Origin of the sequence: Cupriavidus taiwanensis, assembly GCF_900250115.1 — a bacterium.
Classification (GTDB): domain Bacteria; phylum Pseudomonadota; class Gammaproteobacteria; order Burkholderiales; family Burkholderiaceae; genus Cupriavidus; species Cupriavidus taiwanensis_B.
On record NZ_LT984803.1, the window covers coordinates 790512 to 808498 of the forward strand.

Below are 17987 nucleotides of genomic sequence, written 5' to 3' on the forward strand. Positions count from 1 at the left end.
GGCTTCAGTCCCAGCTCAGATCCGCGATTTCGTTCTTGAATTCCGTCCAGTTCCGGACTGAGCGGGCCAGATCCTTGATTGCCTCGACCTGCACGCCGCGCGCCACTGCGTCCTTCATGAGTTCAATGCAATGGCGCTCATCGCAATAGCTGATGCGATTACGGAGGATGCCGCGGGCATAGAACAGGTCGCGCATGTAGTCCGGCTGCTGGGACATCCGGAGGATCCCGGCCACCTTTTCCCACGCAAGGCCGGCTGATTCCCTCGTCACCTTGCCGTCGCTGTCGGTCTTGATGTATTGAGCGCCGGCCGTCCCGATGGCATCCAGAATCGCCGCGAGGCCGTATTTCTTCAGGTGAGTCCGGGCCTGGCGTAGCCCGCTGTCATTGAGGTGGAACCCGGGCACGGCTTCGCCCCAGGCATCCTGAATCGCGGCCAGGGATGTCTCGTCAATAGCCTTCAGGCCGTCGCGCCACTTGAGCATCATTTCCAACTGCTCGCGGCGCTCGTTGAGCTCAGCCAATTGCTGGCGCTGCTTGGCAACCACGGAGTCGTCAGAAAGGAGTCTGTCCGACTTGCCGGCGTTGCAGTCGACGCAGGAGGTTATGAGGTTCATCACATCGTTGTCGCCGCCATTGGCGACCGGGTCGATGTGGTCCACCTCGAGGATCACGTCGGGCGCGCACTTCCCGCAGTACTGGCACTTGAACGAGTCCCGCTTGAAAACCTCAAACCGCAGTTTCTTGCTGATCGGCTTACGCTTTGTTGCTGCCATATCATTGCTCCATGCCTCGGAAAAGGGGTCGGGCGGCGCGAGCCGGAGGCAAAGCCCGCGCGGCGGTGGCCACCGCCTGCCCGATTGATGCTAAAACAAGCGCACACATGTGTGCATGCAGTAGAAATTTTTTAGCCGGCGGGTTGCTTCTGAAGCTCCGGCATCTGGTCGATGACCTTCACTTCGGCGCTGGTGCCCTTGGTTGCCTTCTCCATGCGGGTGGTGAGCTTGATGCCTACAGTGCCCCGGCTGACCGCGTTGCGGATCGTGCTGATCGAGGTGCCAGCACGTTTCAAGACCGCCGCTCTTTCGCGGCGGCGCCGCTCTCTCTCGCCCGGGGTGATGCTGGGAGCGTTGATTCCGGTTGCATCCAACCATTGCGCCAGGTTCATAAGGGTTCCTTTCACGTGTGAACTAGCCGCTAACAGTTTAGCAGAGAACATGAGTTAGCTTGACGCGAACGTATTGACAGCCCTTAAGGACAGCCTAGAATAGCCGCCATGGACATCAAAACTATTCGCAAAATGAACGTGCGCATCCTGGAGCGCGAGATAGGGAGCCTATCAGGTCTGGCTCGGCTCGCAGGGACGTCGCAGTCCTATCTATCCCAATGCGTTGGTCCTAACGCATTCCGGAGCATCGGCGACGAAATGGCCCGCAGGCTTGAGCACGCCATGAAGAAGCCGCATGGCTGGATGGACGAAGGGCACATGGAGGAGGGGCAGGTCGCGTTGGCTCGTCAGATCTATGACCGGTTGCTTCAGACCCCCGCCCCCAAGCTACAAGCCATTGCTGAACTCCTCGACATGAAGCGAGGAGCAGTGGAAGGATTCGAGCAGTTGAACCAGGATGGAGCAACATCCCATGAAACCAAAGGTCGGGTAATCACCCTAGAGGACGATGGCAACAAAAAAACAACCAAGCGTGGTCAATCAACAAAACCGGGGCACGGCGGCTGATGCCGAAGTCGATAGATTCGTCGAGCGTCGACGAACAGGAAAGCTAAGAGGGGCCATCATCTCGTTCATCAACGAGGATGGCAGGCCGGAACACATGCTGCTGGACTCCTTCGCGGAGGACATCGGCGCCGCGATGGACCAGGTCAAACACCTGGACGTAACCCTGTCGCGGCGATTTTTTTCAGGTGGCTGATAACACGTGTGCAAATAGATTGACAGTGTGCGCCGTGTTTGCTAATATGCGCGTAGATTAGACAGAGGTCACCCATAAAACATGAGATTGCCTCACGAGAGCCCGCACAGTCGGGCTCTCGGCGTTTCTGGAGAGTCGCCATGCCGAAGAAATGGTAGCCCGCCGAAATGAAAAAAGCCCCGCAGTAGTTGCGAGGCTCTCTTCTCTGTTGTTTTGGGCAGGCGCGTCGCCGGTGTTCCCCCACCTTGGCCGTTAGATAGCGCGCAGCCCGTGCGCCATGACTTGGGGCCGCGCGCCATCTCTTCTTTTCTTGCCCTCGCGCGCCCGTGGTCTTCTGGCGCAGGTGGGCTGGTGAAGGTCGTCGTTCATAGGCCTGTATCTCCTTGCCGGATGATCCGGCGAAACTGGTTGCTAATGCATGTGCTGTTAGTTGTGAAGATAGCGCACGCGTTAGCAAAATGCAAATACTTTGTGCGTTGCGGAAATGAAACGCCGCACGAAGGCCTTCAGAGCTGGGGCTGTTGCTGGCGCCTCGCGGCGCCGGACCATCCCGGCGGCCTCAGCTCTGAGGGTGACAGCGCCAACCCACCATCGATGTCCGAAGGGTGCCTACCCGCAAGGGTTCAAAGGTAAGGGCATCGCCGCATGGGTGCGGCTCCAAGGATTGGCCCGCCACGCAGCCCGTCAGCCTTTGAGTGCAGGTGCTAGTGGATTCCCTCACCCGTATATGCTTGGCGATCGCAGCGCACTATCCGCGCAATGCCAGTACCCAAGCATCTAAGTCCGGCTCCGCGCGAGCGTGACCGGCTTACTCGGGTGGCTGACCAGCCCGTGACCGCGCAACGATAAAGCGCGGAGCAATGGTTGCTGAGCTTGAAGTGTGTCCCTCGTTGCGGTCGCAACCCTTCCAAGACGAACCCGTTATGACCCGGTATGGCTGCGACTGTCGCGGCCTGATCCGAGATAGGCGCCACCGGACGCGGATGGCCGTCAGCCTCACGAAACGAGGCGCCTCACGCATGGCGCTTATGAGAAGCCTGAAGCGGCTGGACCTGAAATCCAGTCTACGTAGGCGTCATGGCGTGAGGGATGGCGCAGAGATGCGCTGTGGCATGGCAACGCCTTGGAGGCCATGGAGCGCAGGAGCCGGCAGCGGACGCGCAAGCGATTGACCGCGGGTGACCTGAGCACGGGTCGGACGGAAGGCTCCCTCAAAACATTTGCGGCATAGCTCAGCGGTAGAGCGTGGGGCTCATAACCCCGAGGTCACCTGTTCGATTCGGGTTGCCGCAACCAGTGTCTCCTCCGCTCGCCCGAAAGGCGGGCCTTCCCCGCTTCGGCGGGGTCTCTTATTCCTGAGGTGCGTCCATGTGGGGTCCTGTATACGCCGGGTATTGCTTCGGCTTCTGGCTGCTCATGTGCGGCGTGCCCATGTGGCCGAACAACGACGGTTGAGGCATGAAGACCTTCCCGATTCTGGAATCCTGCGTGAGGCGCTGCCGCGAGCAGCATTTCTCGTCGCCTCTGGTCGTCTCGTTCGATCTGGTGAAGCGCCATGAGGCGCAGGCGCTAGCAAACCACGGGCAGTCGGTCGAGCGGTTGGCTCAGCGCGGCGGGCTTTCGTGGCTTGAGCTTTTGCTTGTCCTGACGGATAAGCCATTGTTCGGCGAACATGCGGATCGCTTCAAAGGGAAAACGGAAGCAGAGGTCTTCCGAGTGGTCGCCATCATGCTGATGCACGAATTCAGCGCAGCGTACAAGGCCGGCTGACATGACCCTGACCGAAGCACTCCGCATCGCCCAGGCCGCGCTGCTCGACACGCCAGGCATCGTGCTGAACCGGAAGACTGGCGAGGCGCATCCGCTGCCAGGCTCGTCGGACGAGTTGCACGAGAGGGCAGACGCCCACAATGCGCTGGGCCGGCATGCCAAGGCGCTTGATGGCTGCGGGAAGTAGCGATGCCGATAGGCCGCGTCTATCGCTGGACGTAAAAAGTCTCCCAAATCGCGGGCGAGTATCCGCCGAGCGGGCGCAGGCGATAACCAACGACTAAAAGGGTAAGCATGGCGCTGACAGACAAACAGCGCCGCTTCGTGGATGAGTACCTGATTGACCTGAACGCCACGCAAGCGGCGATTCGGGCGGGGTATAGCGAAAGGACGGCATCAGAGCAGTCATCGCGCCTGTTAGGAAATGTTAAGGTCGCCGCGGCGATTGAGCGGGCGCAGGCCAAGCGGTCTGAGCGCACCCAGATCACCGCTGACAAGGTGCTTCAGCGCTGGTGGGATCTCGCCAACGTCGACGTCAACGAGCTGGTCGAGTACCGCCGCCAGAACTGCCGGCATTGCTGGGGCATCGAGTTCGGATACCAGTGGACTCACGGCGAGTACGAGAAGGCGCAGCGCGAAGCTGAAGCCGAGGGGAAGGAATCGCCCAGATGCGACGGCGGCTTCGGCTTTGACCATCACCGCGAGCCCAACGCCGAGTGCCCGGAATGCGGCGGCGAGGGGCGCGGGAAAGTCCACGTCCACGATACGCGCCGCCTGAAGGGTGCCGCACGCGCTCTATACGCCGGCGTCCACCAGGGCAAAGACGGGCTCAAGGTCCTGCTCGAGGACCGTGGCAAGGCGCTTGAGAATGTCGCCCGTCACCTGGGCATGTTCAACGACAAGCGCGACGACGAAAGCAAGGCATTGAACGCCGAGCGCCTGAGGATGGAAAACGAGCAGCTGCGCAAGGAGATCGACGATCCGGACGACACGCCTCCCGAGTCGCGCAAGTTCGTGATCGAGGTGCGTGACGCAAGGAAGCGCGACGATGCCGAGCCTTAATGTTCCGCAGGCTCAGTTCCTGGCGATGGAGCACAAGTTCCGCGCCTATGTGGCTGGGTTCGGCTCTGGAAAGACTTGGGTCGGGTGTGGCGGCCTGATGCAGCACTTCTGGGAATATCCGCGCATCAATGCCGGCTACTTCGCGCCGTCGTATCCCCAGATTCGGGACATCTTCTACCCGACCGTCGACGAGGTTGCCTTCGATTGGGGGCTGACAACCAAGGTCAACGAGTCGAACAAGGAAGTTCACCTCTTTGAGGGGCGCAAGTCCCGCGGCACGGTCATCTGCCGTTCGATGGAGCGGCCTGACACGATCGTCGGCTTCAAGATCGGCAAGGCTCTGTGTGACGAGCTGGACGTCATGAAGGCCGACAAGGCGCAGCAGGCATGGCGGAAGATCATCGCCCGTATGCGCTACAAGGTGGACAACCTGAAGAACGGCGTCGACGTGACGACCACGCCGGAAGGTTTCCGCTTCGTGCACAGCCAGTTCGTCAAGCAGTTGAGCGAAAAGCCGACGCTTGGCGCGATGTACGGCCTGATCCAAGCGAGCACGTACGACAACGAAGCGAACCTGCCCGATGACTACATCGACTCGCTGTTCCAGACGTATCCGCCGCAACTGATCGACGCGTATCTGCGCGGCCAGTTCTGCAACCTGACGAGCGGCAGCGTCTATCCGAACTTCGATCGCAAGCTGAATCACAGCGACGCGGAGATCAAGCCTGGTGAGTCGCTCCACATCGGCATGGACTTCAACGTGCTCCGCATGGCTTCGGTTGTGTACGTCATTCGTGACGGCAACCCGATCGCTGTGGACGAGCTGGTCGACGTGCGCGACACGCCGGATATGGCGCGGATGATCGACGAACGCTGGAAGCAGCGCGGCCACGCGATCACGATCTATCCGGATGCGAGCGGGCAGAACACGAGCAGCAAGAAAGCATCCGAATCGGACATCTCGATCCTCAAGCAGGCGGGATTCACGATCAACGTCGGATCGACGAACCCGGCCGTGAAAGACCGCGTGCTGTCGACGAACGCCATGCTGCACAACGGTAGCGGCGAGCGGCGCATGAAGGTGAACACGCGGCGCTGCCCGAAGTTCACTGAAGGGCTTGAGCAGCAGGCATACGACGAGCACGGCGAGCCGGACAAGAAAAGCGGTGTTGACCACGTAAATGACGCCGGCACGTATCCGATCGTTCGCATGTATCCCATCGTGAAGCGTCAGACGCGCGTCGCACCACTCACCATGTAAGCCATGAATCAGCAGCCAAACGTCCGCACTCGCTCGAAGGCGGCCGAAAAGATGGCCGCGAACTGGGCCATCCTCACGGCTTTGCTGAGTGGCACTGCCGCTATGCGAGCCGCCGGCAAGACGTTCCTGCCCAAGTGGCCGAACGAGGTCGACGCCGCCTACACGAACCGGCTTGCGACCGCCACGCTGTTCCCGGCATTCGGTCGCACGGTCGAGGTGCTGGCCGGCAAGCCGTTCTCGAAGCCGATCACCATCGGCGACGACGTGCCGGCCAGGCTGAAGGCGTGGTGCGAGAACATCGACCTGCAAGGTCGGAACTTGCATGCCTTCGCCGCGGCGATCTTCACGGATGCCCTGTCGGACGGTGTCGTCGGCATCCTGGTCGATCACCCGCCCACGAAGGACAAGGACGGCAACGCGCTGTACCCGACCCAGGCATTGGAGCAGAAGGCGGGCGTGCGACCGTACTTCGTCCAGATCAAGTACGAGAACGTGCTCGGCTGGAAGTCGGAGCGCATTGAGGGCGTCGAGACGCTGACGCAGTTGCGTCTGCTGGAGTGCGCTGTAGAAGATGAGGGCGATTTTCACGAACGTGAAATTGAGCAGGTGCGGGTGCTGTACCCCGGGCGCTGGGAAACCTGGCGCGAGGTCGAGACCGGCGAGGGCCGCAAGGAGTGGCAGAAGCACGACGAAGGCGTCGTCAGCCTGCAGAAAATCCCGTTCGTGCCGACCTACGGCAAGCGCACGGGCTTCATGATTGGCACGCCTCCGCTGCTCGAGCTGGCGCACCTGAACGTCGAGCACTGGCAGTCAAAGAGCGACCAGCAGACCATTCTGCACGTCGCGCGGGTGCCGATCCTGTTCGCGAAGAACCTCGACACCGACGAGGCCGGCAACATGAAGTTGGTCGTCGGCGCATCGTCGGCGGTCACCAGCTCGAACGAGCATGGCGACCTGCGGTACGTCGAGCACACCGGCAAGGCCATCGAGGCCGGTCGGCTGTCTCTGCAAGACCTCGAGCACATGATGCGCCAGATCGGCGCCGAGTTGCTGGTCATCAAGCCTGGCAATACGACGGTCAAGCAGACCGAGGCCGACAACGAGCCCGGTATGTGTGTGCTCCAGCGCATCACTGAGGACGTAGAGGACGCGATCGACGCGGCTCTGCAGCTGATGGCTGAGTGGGTCGGCGAGAAAACCGGCGGCCACATCCAACTGTTCAAGGACTTCGGCGTCGCCTCCCTATCCGAGGCGTCGCTCGAGCTGCTGCTCGAAATGAACGTCGCCGGAACGCTCTCGGATGAGACGCTTTTCGATGAGACGCAGCGTCGCGGGGTGATCAGCCCTGAGCGCAAGTGGAAGGAGGAGAAGGAGCGGATCAAGAAGAACGCTCCGAAGAAGCCCCCGACCAAACCGAGCAACCCGGCCGCAGACTAACCCCTGCGGCCTCTTCTTTGCCCACGCAGCGGACGCTGCAGGGCGCAACGCGGCGGATGCCGTATAGCAATCAAGGGCGGATGCCCGAGGAAAGCCAACATGCCATTCAAGTACGACGCCGACGGTCATATCGTTCTGCAGGAAGTCAACGGCCAAAAGCTCCCCGTATTCGTCAACGCCGAGGGCAAGGAAGCGCCTTTCGACGGTGACAGCACGGTGGCGACAATCTCCCGCCTCAATGGCGAGGCGAAGGGTCATCGCGAGCGCGCGGAGAAGGCCGAGGGCACCCTGAAGACCTTCGAGGGCATCACGGATCCGGCAGCGGCCATCAAGGCGCTGAATACGGTGAAGAACCTGGACGACAAGAAGCTGGTGGACGCCGGCGAAGTCGAGCGGGTGAAGTCCGAGGCGATCAAGTCGGTGGAGGAAAAGTACGCCCCTGTCGTGAAGAAGGCCGGCGATCTCGAGGCGCAACTGAACGGTCACCTCATCGGTGGCGCGTTCTCGCGCTCCAAGTTCATTGCCGAGAAGTTTGCCGCGGAAGGCCCGGCCGGCGTGGAGATCGCGCAAGCGCTCTTCCAGAGCCGGTTCAAGGTCGAAGACGGCAAGGTCGTGGCCTACGACGCCCAGGGCGGCAAGATCTTCTCGCGCACCCGGCACGGCGAACTAGCCGACGCAGAGGAAGCGATCGAGATCATGGTCGATGCGTACCCCCACAAGGCGCACATCCTGAAGGGGACGGGCGCCAACGGTGGCGGGGCGCAAGGCGGCGGCAATGGTGGCAATGGCAAGCGCACGCTCACGCGTGAGCAGTTCTCCGCGCTGGACCCTGTTGACCAGGCGAAGGCTGCGCGAGATCCCAACGTCTCGATCACGGACTGAAACGTCCGCCCAAGCAATCCCAAGGCCGCCTAGAGCGGCCGTTTTCTTTTGAGGGTCTACCAAAATGAAGAGCACATTCTCGAAGCTGCGCGTGATGGCGCTGGCAACGGTGGCGTTCGTCGTCGCCATGTACCCGGTGGCGACGGTGGCCAAGGTCGCCGGCCGCATGTACGAACTGATGCAGGACGCGGTCACGCGCCCCGCGCAGTACGGCGTTGCCGCGGCCAACACGCTGACCGGCCTGATTCCGACCATCTACAACGCGCTGGACGTCGTCTCGCGCGAGTTGGTCGGCCTGATCCCGGCAGTGTCGTCGGACTTCGGCTATACCCGAGCGGCTGTAGGACAGACCGTGACATCGCCCGTTGCGCCCGCCGCGACTGCCTCGGATATCACGCCGGCCGTGACCCCCCCGAACGACGGTGATCAGACCATCGGTACCATCTCGATGACGATCACCAAGGCCCGCCGCGTGCCGATCCGCTGGAACGGCGAGGAAAAGAAGGGCCTCGACAACAACGGCGCCAGCTTCAACGTCATCCTGCGCGACCAGTTCGCCCAAGGCATGCGTACCCTGGTGAACGAAGTCGAATCGGACCTGGCCGCGCTGCACGTCAACGCGTCGCGCGCCTACGGCACCGCCGGCACCACGCCGTTCGCGTCGGACCTGTCCGATACGGCGCAGATGCGCAAGATTCTCGCCGACAACGGCGCGCCGATGAGCGACCTGCAAATGGTGTTTGACACCTCGGCCGGCGCCAAGATGCGCACGCTGACCCAGCTGACCAAGGCAAACGAAGCGGACGACAACAGTCTGCTGCGTCGCGGTGTCCTGCTGGACGTGCACGGCTTTGCCATGCGCGAGTCGGCGCAGATCAAGACCTCGGTTGCTGGCACCGGCGCCTCGGCGACCACCAACAACGCCGGCTATGCGGTCGGCGCGACGGTCATCACCCTGGCTGCTGCCGGCACCGGCACGATCGTCGCGGGCGACGTGGTCACCTTTGCCGGTGACACGAACAAGTACGTCGTCGCCTCGGGCGATACCGACGTGTCGAACGGCGGCACGATCACCCTCGCAGCGCCTGGTCTGCGCAAGGCCATCGCCGCATCGGCGACCGCCGTCACCGTCGTGGCCGCAGCGGCCCGCAACATGGCGTTCACCCGCTCGGCCATCGTGCTCGCCACGCGCGCGCCGGCCCTGCCGCCGCAAGGCGACAGCGCGATCGACCGCCAGATCGTCATCGATCCGGTGAGCGGCCTGGCCTTCGAGGTGTCGATGTACGCCCAGTACCGCCAGATGCAGTACGAAATCGCCCTGGCGTGGGGCCAAGCAGTCACGAAGCGCGAGCATCTGGCGCTGCTGCTGGGCTGATAGCCCGTCTGTCCCGGGGCTCCGGCCCCGGGGCTGTCCCGACACCGGAGGAACGCATGAAGACCATCCAAGTGAAGCCGTGGGGCAAGGATCAGGGCGATTTCGTCCTGATCAACGAAGAAGATTTCGACGAATCGGTGCATGAACGCATCGACGAAGGCGCCAAGAAGGGCGGCAAGAAGCCCGCAGCACCGGCACAAGACCCGGTCAGCAAGGAGTAATCCATGCTGACGGACGCGCAGAAGGTGGACGTCCGCCGCTACGCCGGGTATTCGCTCGTCGGTGACACGGTTGTCGACGATTACCGCGATCTGGCCTGGGGTTGGGTAGCGCCGGCACTGTGGCAGACCCTGAATCATCGGTTGGAGCACCTGAGCGCGGCCGAAGAGGCGGTCATCGTCACGTACCTGACCACCCTGAACCAGCTTGAGGCAGCGATTCCGGCCTCTGGCGACAATCTGGACACCGCTCAGGCGGCTGTCTGGACGCACAACCCGAAGGAAGTGCGCGACCGGTCGGCGCTTTTCGACCAGTGGCGCCGTCGGCTGTGCGGATTCCTCGGCATTGAGCCTGGTCCGGCGCTAGGGCAGGGCGGGTTGAGCATCGGAAGGGGTTGATATGCAGCGAATTCAGCATCCATCGAACAACGACGTGCTTGGCGCGCCGGCGGGATGGGATCAGAAGGAACTGCTGGTCTCGGCGCTTCCGATCACGCGCACTGAGGTCAACGGCATCCCGGCTGTCACGTCGTTCTGGAAGCCCTCGCCCGAAGAACTGGCCCGCCTGAACGCTGGCGGCTCGGTATCGCTCTGGGTGATCGGCGGAACGATGCCGCCGGTGGCGTTGGAGGTCGAACCGTGAGCGACAACTCGTTCATTCATCGCGACGCATTCAACCTGCTGTGCGGCGATCGCATTGGCTACGGCATGAGCCGGTCGGTGTTCTCCAGCCGCCTGCTTCCAGATTGCGTGGTGAAGGTCGAGGAAGACGCTGGCCGCTTCCAGAACATCGTCGAGTGGGAGACCTGGCAGCGCGTACAGGGAACCGACGTCGAAAAGTGGTTCGCGCCGTGTCGCTGGATCAGCCCGAACGGCAGCGTCCTCGTGATGGCGCGGACCACGCCGGCAATCGCATACCCGGAGAAAATGCCGGTCTTCCTGTGCGACTTCAAACGCACGAACTACGGGCTCTACGACGGCCGCCTGGTCTGCCATGACTACGGCACCAGCCTGATCTTCGAGCACGGCATGACCAAGCGGATGCGAAAGGCCGACTGGTGGGACGCATGAGGTTCTGATGGACGCAGCCAAGCTTCAAGACAAGATCTACGCCGGCTATGCCAAGGCTGCGAAGCGGATCGGCTACGTCTATGACGTGTACCGGCCGGCGGCCGCGGCGAACCCGCTGACGGCGGTCGTAGCGAGCTTGAACGCTTCGTTTTCGGCGCAGGAGTGGTCGTACACCCGTCCTGGCCTGCCCGAAAAGCCGTACTGGTACTGCCTGATCGATGGTCGGCAGACCCAGTTGGGCGACTACCTGGTGCGCGGCGAGCAGATCTACTTCATCGGCGGCATGCAAGACAACCTGCCGATCGTCGCGGTGGAGTGCAATCGCCGGATCTGGGTGACGCGGCCGCCGGCGAACGACGGCGTCGGCAACGTCGGCTATTCCGGCCTCTGTGCTGGCGATGACGAGTTCGTGCTCGGCTCGCCTGGCGGCGCGGGCGGCTGGCCCTGCGCTGAACTGTTCGGCGGCAAGACGCGGACGCATGCCGAGCTCGCCGCATCGGGCGATGAGCATGGATTCCGTATCTGGCTGCCAGTCAGCGTGCCGATCGTGCTCGCCTCCGGCGACATCGTTATCGACGACCTCGGCCGGCGGCTCAGCATCGGCGGCGCGGAGCGGTCGGAGCAGATGTGGCGGCTGGATTTGACTGAGGTTCACACGTAATGGCCGGCCTCGCAGACGTATCGAACGCCCTGGTGGCGCTGATCGCGCAGATCGCCTACCCGAACGGGACGAGCCAGCCGTCGATCACCGGGCAGGGGGTCAAGGTCTATGCGGGGTGGCCAGTTCCGGCTGTCCTGACGGCGGACCTGAAGGCCGGAAAGGCGCATGTCAGCGTCTTCCCGCGCGCGGTGAAGTACCTCCAGAGCGCCAAGTCGAAGTGGGCGGCGCTCACCGCGGCTGAGCACACCGTGACGCTGACCGTCGCCGGCCAGGCCGTGACCGTCGGCGGCACGATCTCGACGCCGCAGAACGTGTCGCTGTGGATCGATGGGCACGCATACCCGTATGCCGTCCAAACGGGCGACACGCTGACGACGATCGCAACCGCGCTAGCTGCGCTGATCAGCGTAGACCAACCGGCGACGTCAGCCGGGGCTGTGGTGACCATCCCTGGCGCCAAAGACATCTCGCCGCGTGTCGGCGGCATGGCAACGCGCATCCGAGACGTCCGCCGGCAGGATCAGGAGTTCCTGATCACCGTCTGGGCAAACTGCCACGAGACGCGCGAGCCCTTGGGTGATGCACTAGACGTGGCGCTGGCCAGTCGACAGCGGCTGACCCTGCCTGATGGCTCGTTTGCCAACCTGCGATCGCGTCCGCTCTCGAATCCGTGGGACGACAGTGGCCAGAAGGAAGGCATCTACCGCCGCGACCTGTGCTGCTGGGTCGAATACGCGACCACCGAAGTGCAGGAGCAGTACGAAGTGACGCAGGGCGAGGTGATCGTTTCCGATGACCTCGGCACCGTGCTGAGAACCAAAATTCTGTGAGCCAACCATGATCCTCCGCGTTATCACCCCATTCAACGGCTACCAGGTCGGTGACGAGATCACCGACGAGAAGGCCGTCGCCGACATCCTGGCGTCCGAGCAGGCCGCCAACGTCGTCAAGGTCGCTGCGCCGGCCGCGAAGTCGAAGTAACCCCACATCGCATACTGCGAGCCACCTTTGGGTGGCTCTTTTCGTTTCTGGAGCCATCCAAATGACCGTAGTCCAAGCAGGGCAGGTGAACCTGACCGCGCAACAGGTGCCCGGCATCATCGTTGCCATTCAACCGCCGGGCCCGGCCCCCATCAACGGCGTGCCGAGCAATATCGGCGGCATCGTCGGCACCGCGACCTGGGGTCCTGTGGGCGTTCCCGTCATGGTGTCGGACTATGCCGGCGGCGCGGCCGTCTTTGGCCAGATGCAGGCCCGCAAGTACGACATGATGACCCTCCTGCGTTGGGCGGCCATGCAGGGTAATGTCGGCGCCTTTTCGCTGGTGCGCGTGACCGACGGCACTGACGTCGCCGCGTCGGCGATCTTCGCCACCAACTTCGTCACGCTGACCTCGAAGTACACCGGCACGCTGGGCAACAGCATCAGCGCCATTCTGGCGGCTGGTACCGCGGCGAACACCGTCAAGCTGACCATCACCCTGGCCGGCTTCCAGCCCGAGGTCTTCGACAACATCCCGGGCTCTGGCGCGACGCAGCGCGACAACATCGTCAAGGCGGTGAATCTCGGCAACAGCCAGTTCCGCGGCCCCTCGACGATCTGCGTGGCCACGGCCGGCGCCGGCTCGACCGGCCCGACCCTCCCGGCGACGATCAACCTGACCGGCGGCACTGACGGCGCAACGACCATCACCGGCTCGGTCCTGCTGGGTACCGACACCGCGCCGCGCAAGGGGCTGTATGCCCTGCGCAAGTCTGGCGCAAGCGTGATCGCGCTGGCCGACTGTGACGACACGACGACCTGGTCCTCGCAGATCGCCTACGGCTTGGGCGAGGGTGCCTACATGCAGCTGGTCGGCCCGGCCGGCGATGCCATCAGCACCGCCTTGACCGCAAAGGCCTCGGCTGGCATCGACAGCTATGCCGGCAAGGTGATCTTCGGTGACTGGGTGTACGTCAACGACACGGTGAACAACCAAGTCCGCCTCATCTCGCCGCAAGCCTTCGCGCTGGGCCTGATGGTCAACCAGTCGCCCGAGAAGAGCACGCTGAACAAGCAACTGCAGGGCATCGTCGCCACGCAGCGCACCTACAGCAACCAGCCGTATTCGCAGGCCGAACTGCTGCAACTGGTGCAGGCCGGCATCGACGTGCTGACCAACCCGTCGCCGGGTGGCAAGTACTTCAGCTTCGTGCTGGGCGTGAACACCAGCAGCGACCAAGGCCAGCGCGAGGATAGCTACACCCGCCTGACCAACTACATCGCCTACAGCATCGATGCCTGGGGCGGCAAGTTCGTCGGTGAGCTGCAGGGCTTCGACGACGAGGACGAAACCCGCGCGAACGCCTTCGCCGGCCTCGACCAGTTCCTCGCGAACATGAAGGGCGTCCGGCCCAGGATGATCGACAACTACAAGGTCGTGCTCGACAAGACGAACAACCCGGACGCGCGGATCCGCTCTGGCTGGATGCAGGGCGACGTCCAGGTGCGCTACCTGGCCGTGGTCCGCAACTTCCTCGTGAACTTGCAAGGCGGTCAAACGACCGTGATCGTGCGGTAAGCACCCGATGAATCCGCCCGGTACGCCGGGCGCCTCTCTCACTGGAGAAACACATGCCGCAACAAGGGCTTTCCGTCGGGCGCGATACCACGCTGGTCATCCAGACCCCCACCGGGTCGCTTCCGATCCCCAAGCTGACTGCCTTCCGCAAGAAGCAGGACACCTCGCAGGAGCGCGTGAAGCTGATCAACGGCGTCTCGCAGCACCTGCGATTCTTCGACGGCTGGTCGGGCTCGTTCAGCATCAACCGCGCCGGCCCGGAGATCGAGGGCTACTTCGATCAACTGGAAACCGACTACTACTCGGGCATCAACGAGCAGCCGTGCCAGATCTACGAGACGGTTTCCGAGCCGAGCGGCGCCATCTCGAAGTGGCGCTATGACGGCGTCGTGCTGTCACTCGACGACGGCGGCGAGGCGGCCGGCGACGCGTCCGTCAAGCTCTCGCTCACCTTCATGGCCTCGCGCCGCATCCGGATCCTGTAACCCATGGCAAAAGTCACCCTCCGCCCGTCCGAAGAGGTTGTCGCGCGCGCCGCGGCCGAGCATACCGTCACGGACACGAACGGGCGCCAGATCACGCTGAAGAAGCCGGGCATCCTGGCGCAATTCCGCTTGGTCGAGGCCATGGGCCCCGATGCGGCTGAGAACGCCGTCTACCGCACGATGTGCATGCCGGTGATCTACGTGGCGGCCATCGATGGCGAGCCGATCATCCCGCCGACCAGCAAGCTGGAACTGGAGGCGCTGATCAGTCAGCTTGACGAGGCCGGATTGATGGCCGTCCAACTCGGCATGGCCAAGGTCGAGGGCGGAGACGGCGGAGGCGCGGACACCGCAAAAAACTAGCCCGGGCCCCGGCGTTTCGGCAGGCGCTGTGGCTCATCAAGAACGGCGTGCCCTATGACGTCGCGTTCTCCTACACCGATGCCGAGCGGTTCGCCGCCTGCGTGGTATTCCGCGAGCTTGAGGGCGCCACCTTCGACTGGGAAGCGATGTCCTACAAGGATCGACCGTGAAGAACTTTCGCAGCCTCGCCGACTTCGCAAACCATTTGACCGTGATGGCCGCCGAATCCAAGGTGGTCACCGGCTACATGGTCGAGAAGGGCGCCGAGTCGATCCAGAAGATCGCCAAGTCGGAGATTGCCCACTACCAGCCAGCCGTGGGCCCGTTTGCAAAGTGGGAAGAACTGACCGCTGAAACGGAGTTCGAGAAGATCCGCCTGGGTTACCCGGTGGATGCGCCCCTTCTGCGCACCGGGGAGATGCGCGACAGCATCAGTTACGTCGTCAGTCTCGAGCGGAATGCGGCTGTCATCGGCTCTGATGACCAAAAGATGGTCTGGCATGAGCAAGGCACGCCGAAAATGCCGCCGCGCGCGGTGTTAGGCCCGGCTGCCATCCGAGCCAACGAGGACTTGAAGCCGCGATTTAGCCGCACCATCGCCGCTTGGCTGGCTGGCCGGAGTTGGCGCTTGCCGCGACTCAAATAGCCCGGCTATCGCCCCTCCAAGGAAGGGAAAGCCGAACACGACGACGGCAATCGCGCCGGTGATGCGCCGCGCGCGCCGGTCCAGGCGCTGCCATTCGGTCAGTTCTGGCTTGGGCCGCGGAGGCTTGGGCTTCGGGTATTGCACCCATGAAATGTGGTCAGCCAACCACTCATGAGCGCGGATCGTCAGGGATCGCATAGGCCGATTTCGGGTTCAGGAACGATAAGTATAGGTCACCATGATCGACGCATATAAGATCGGCGCCACGCTGGTCCTGAACGACCTGATCGCGCCTCAACTGCTGAAGCTGGCGGCCGAGTTCAAGAAGGTCGACGCGCTGGCCCTGCAGGTCAACAAGCGCCTGAAGGCGATGGGGGCAGAGGCGGCCGGCGTGCGCAACCTCGTCACGGCGACTAAGCAGCTGGAAGGCGGATTGCGGGGCGTCGGCGGCAATGCGCTGCTGGTTGAGCGGAATCTCCGGCGCATTCGTCGCGCCGTCCCGGCTAGTCTCGGGATCGAGGCCGAGATGGTCCGCGCCAACGCCGAGTCCGCGCAGCTTGCCCGGAACATCCACGCCATCCACATGGCGGGCGTCGCCGCTTCGCGGTCATCGTTCATGGGGCATCTTGGCGGCGGCGCTGGTGGCGGCGGTGGTCGTCCGGCTCTGCCTGGCCCTGGCGGCTACATCTCCGGCTTGCCCCGTCGCCGCGGCGGTGCGGCGGCCGGTGGTGGCGGCATGGGCGGCGGTCACGGCGGCAATATCCACGTCGGCCCCGGCGGATTCGGTGTCGGCGCGATCGGCATGGGCATTCCCGGCGGCGCTCTGGCGCCTGTGGCGGCTGGGATGGCTGGCCTCTACATGACCAAGGCCATGTACGACGCCGGCAAGGAGTATCAGGTCGCCTACACCCGGTTCAAGACCTTGAATCTGGGCGAAGAGGTCAACAAGCAAGCCGACCAGTTTGCGCGCGGCACGCGGGTATTCGGCACGTCGAGCGCCCAGCTGATGGAGACGCTGCGCGAGTCGGTCGGCATGTTCGGCGGCCTGGATCTCGCCAAAGAGGTCGCGCCGACGCTGGCCGCCCTGAATGCGGCAAATTCCGGCCTGTTCAGCGGCAAGGTTGGCGCGCTCGACGAAGGCGCCGTTCGCGCTGTCATGCGCTTCAATGACATGCGCGGCAAGACCAACTCGAAAGAGGACTTCCTCAGCAGCCTGGATCTAGCCCAGCGCATGGTCACCGGCTCGGGCGGTGCACTGAAGTTCGCCGATCTCGAGCAATTCGCCAAGACCGGCGGCGCCGCGTTCAAGGGACTGAGCGATCAGGGCATCATGAACATGGCCACCCTGATGCAGGAACAGGGCGGCGCTCGAACCGGTACCGCGCTAATGTCGCTGTACCAGAACCTGGTAGCCGGCCGGACGCCGAAGAAGACGATGGCCGCGCTGGCAGACGCCGGCTTGGCCGAGTTGACAGAGGTCACGAGCGGCAGCGTGGGCGGCAAGCAGATCAAGTCCACTGCGCTTAAGAACATCGTCGACGAGAAGCTGCTCCGGGAAGATCCGGCGGCGTGGATCATGAAGTACGTCGACGCGGCAGCCATCAAGGCCGGCGCCAAGACTGACTCCGAGAAGATCGCCTTCACCAACCAGCTTCTGTCCAATCGGCAGGCGTCCAACATGGGCGCCAACTTCACCACGCAGCAGGAACAGGCGCTGCGTGACGCCAAGCTGGTCAAGAACGCCAAGGGCACCCAAGGCACGATCGAAGAGTTCAAGAAGACCGCGCCGGGCGCCGAGGCGGATTTCATCGCGGCATGGGAATCCATGAAGGCTGAGATGGGCCGCGGTGTGCTGCCGACGGTCACGAAGATCCTGAACGCAGGTACGGAGTTCTTCCGGTCGGTCAACGACTGGGGGCAAAAGAACGCCGACATGAATGCGCGTCTGCAATCTGCCGGCTCGCCGTTTTCTCTGGATCCTCGCGACATCGGCTCTGGCGGCGTGCTGGGTTGGGCCTGGCGTGCTGGCAAGGCGATGTTTGGTGGCGACCCAACCAAGGGCACCGACAAGAACGACCGGCTTGCCAATGCCAACCCTGTCGGCCAGAGCAATACGTCAATGGTCCAAGTCAGCAGCCAGATCAAGCTGGATAGCCGCGTGGTGGCCGAGGCTCTGACCTGGCATCAGTCGCGGGAGCTGCAGCGTCCGCAAACCGGGCCAAGCGGATTTGACCCGTCCATGTCGCTACCGCCGCCGTCTATGAGGTGA

The 17987-nt window shown here is 63.3% G+C and carries 24 protein-coding genes and 1 tRNA gene; 23 read left to right on the forward strand and 2 right to left on the reverse strand.

The annotated features are described in order from the left end of the window. Nucleotides 1-4: 4 nt before the first annotated feature. Together CBM2586_RS03825 and CBM2586_RS03830 are read right to left on the reverse strand one after the other, a co-directional pair. On the reverse strand, nucleotides 5-775 hold the full coding sequence (locus CBM2586_RS03825) for an HNH endonuclease (RefSeq protein WP_115686859.1): 771 nt from the start codon (nucleotides 773-775) through the stop codon (nucleotides 5-7). A gap of 131 nt (nucleotides 776-906) precedes the next feature. Beyond that, on the reverse strand, nucleotides 907-1167 hold the full coding sequence (locus CBM2586_RS03830; protein ID WP_115686860.1) for a hypothetical protein: 261 nt from the start codon (nucleotides 1165-1167) through the stop codon (nucleotides 907-909). A 108-nt stretch (nucleotides 1168-1275) separates the two neighbouring features. On the opposite strand from CBM2586_RS03830, the gene CBM2586_RS03835 reads away from it, so the two are divergent. The 23 genes from CBM2586_RS03835 to CBM2586_RS03940 all read left to right on the forward strand — a co-directional run bounded on the left by CBM2586_RS03835 (nucleotide 1276) and on the right by CBM2586_RS03940 (nucleotide 17987). Beyond that, on the forward strand, nucleotides 1276-1734 hold the full coding sequence (locus CBM2586_RS03835) for a hypothetical protein (RefSeq protein WP_115686861.1): 459 nt from the start codon (nucleotides 1276-1278) through the stop codon (nucleotides 1732-1734). After that, on the forward strand, nucleotides 1700-1927 hold the full coding sequence (locus tag CBM2586_RS03840) for a hypothetical protein (RefSeq protein ID WP_145987389.1): 228 nt from the start codon (nucleotides 1700-1702) through the stop codon (nucleotides 1925-1927). The genes CBM2586_RS03835 and CBM2586_RS03840 overlap by 35 nt, the downstream gene beginning before the upstream one ends. 1221 nt (nucleotides 1928-3148) lie before the next feature. Continuing rightward, nucleotides 3149-3223, forward strand: a tRNA-Met gene (locus CBM2586_RS03845). A 162-nt stretch (nucleotides 3224-3385) separates the two neighbouring features. After that, nucleotides 3386-3697, forward strand: coding sequence for a hypothetical protein (locus tag CBM2586_RS03850; protein WP_115686862.1), 312 nt, complete (start codon nucleotides 3386-3388; stop codon nucleotides 3695-3697). A gap of 1 nt (nucleotide 3698) precedes the next feature. Next, a complete protein-coding gene (locus tag CBM2586_RS03855; protein ID WP_115686863.1) occupies nucleotides 3699-3884 on the forward strand; it encodes a hypothetical protein in 186 nt (61 codons plus the stop codon). Between the two features lie 107 nt (nucleotides 3885-3991). Next, nucleotides 3992-4759 carry a terminase small subunit gene (locus tag CBM2586_RS03860; protein WP_115686864.1) on the forward strand — a complete coding sequence of 256 codons (768 nt, stop codon included), beginning with the start codon at nucleotides 3992-3994 and terminating at the stop codon, nucleotides 4757-4759. Continuing rightward, a complete protein-coding gene (locus tag CBM2586_RS03865) occupies nucleotides 4746-6020 on the forward strand; it encodes a terminase large subunit domain-containing protein (RefSeq protein WP_115686865.1) in 1275 nt (424 codons plus the stop codon). Before CBM2586_RS03860 ends, CBM2586_RS03865 begins: the two co-directional genes overlap by 14 nt. A 3-nt stretch (nucleotides 6021-6023) precedes the next feature. After that, nucleotides 6024-7457, forward strand: a complete 1434-nt coding sequence (locus tag CBM2586_RS03870; RefSeq protein WP_240988072.1) for a DUF4055 domain-containing protein — start codon at nucleotides 6024-6026, stop codon at nucleotides 7455-7457. Nucleotides 7458-7556: 99 nt separating this feature from the next. After that, a complete protein-coding gene (locus CBM2586_RS03875) occupies nucleotides 7557-8339 on the forward strand; it encodes a DUF6651 domain-containing protein (RefSeq protein WP_115686867.1) in 783 nt (260 codons plus the stop codon). Nucleotides 8340-8433: 94 nt separating this feature from the next. Continuing rightward, nucleotides 8434-9714 carry a P22 phage major capsid protein family protein gene (locus CBM2586_RS03880; RefSeq protein WP_240988073.1) on the forward strand — a complete coding sequence of 427 codons (1281 nt, stop codon included), beginning with the start codon at nucleotides 8434-8436 and terminating at the stop codon, nucleotides 9712-9714. Nucleotides 9715-9770: 56 nt separating this feature from the next. Beyond that, entirely contained in the window at nucleotides 9771-9935 is a 165-nt protein-coding gene (locus CBM2586_RS03885) for a hypothetical protein (protein ID WP_172587056.1), read from the forward strand. A 3-nt stretch (nucleotides 9936-9938) separates the two neighbouring features. After that, nucleotides 9939-10331: a hypothetical protein gene (locus CBM2586_RS03890; protein ID WP_115686869.1), complete on the forward strand. Its 393-nt coding sequence runs from the start codon at nucleotides 9939-9941 to the stop codon at nucleotides 10329-10331. A gap of 1 nt (nucleotide 10332) precedes the next feature. After that, nucleotides 10333-10575, forward strand: coding sequence for a hypothetical protein (locus CBM2586_RS03895; RefSeq protein WP_115686870.1), 243 nt, complete (start codon nucleotides 10333-10335; stop codon nucleotides 10573-10575). Then, nucleotides 10572-11003 (forward strand): hypothetical protein, encoded by a 432-nt coding sequence (locus tag CBM2586_RS03900; protein ID WP_115686871.1) that lies wholly within the window; start codon nucleotides 10572-10574, stop codon nucleotides 11001-11003. The genes CBM2586_RS03895 and CBM2586_RS03900 overlap by 4 nt, the downstream gene beginning before the upstream one ends. A gap of 7 nt (nucleotides 11004-11010) precedes the next feature. Beyond that, nucleotides 11011-11664 carry a hypothetical protein gene (locus tag CBM2586_RS03905; RefSeq protein ID WP_115686872.1) on the forward strand — a complete coding sequence of 218 codons (654 nt, stop codon included), beginning with the start codon at nucleotides 11011-11013 and terminating at the stop codon, nucleotides 11662-11664. Further along, nucleotides 11664-12494, forward strand: a complete 831-nt coding sequence (locus tag CBM2586_RS03910) for a hypothetical protein (RefSeq protein ID WP_115686873.1) — start codon at nucleotides 11664-11666, stop codon at nucleotides 12492-12494. Before CBM2586_RS03905 ends, CBM2586_RS03910 begins: the two co-directional genes overlap by 1 nt. Before the next feature lie 7 nt (nucleotides 12495-12501). Further along, entirely contained in the window at nucleotides 12502-12645 is a 144-nt protein-coding gene (locus tag CBM2586_RS03915; protein WP_172587057.1) for a hypothetical protein, read from the forward strand. Nucleotides 12646-12706: 61 nt separating this feature from the next. Beyond that, nucleotides 12707-14224: a phage tail protein gene (locus CBM2586_RS03920; RefSeq protein WP_115686874.1), complete on the forward strand. Its 1518-nt coding sequence runs from the start codon at nucleotides 12707-12709 to the stop codon at nucleotides 14222-14224. A 53-nt stretch (nucleotides 14225-14277) separates the two neighbouring features. Further along, entirely contained in the window at nucleotides 14278-14709 is a 432-nt protein-coding gene (locus tag CBM2586_RS03925; RefSeq protein WP_115686875.1) for a hypothetical protein, read from the forward strand. Between the two features lie 3 nt (nucleotides 14710-14712). Continuing rightward, nucleotides 14713-15072, forward strand: coding sequence for a hypothetical protein (locus tag CBM2586_RS03930; RefSeq protein WP_115686876.1), 360 nt, complete (start codon nucleotides 14713-14715; stop codon nucleotides 15070-15072). A 47-nt stretch (nucleotides 15073-15119) separates the two neighbouring features. Beyond that, entirely contained in the window at nucleotides 15120-15242 is a 123-nt protein-coding gene (locus CBM2586_RS32405) for a hypothetical protein (protein WP_258874936.1), read from the forward strand. After that, nucleotides 15239-15718, forward strand: a complete 480-nt coding sequence (locus tag CBM2586_RS03935; RefSeq protein ID WP_115686877.1) for a hypothetical protein — start codon at nucleotides 15239-15241, stop codon at nucleotides 15716-15718. Before CBM2586_RS32405 ends, CBM2586_RS03935 begins: the two co-directional genes overlap by 4 nt. A 238-nt stretch (nucleotides 15719-15956) precedes the next feature. After that, nucleotides 15957-17987, forward strand: coding sequence for a hypothetical protein (locus CBM2586_RS03940; protein WP_115686878.1), 2031 nt, complete (start codon nucleotides 15957-15959; stop codon nucleotides 17985-17987).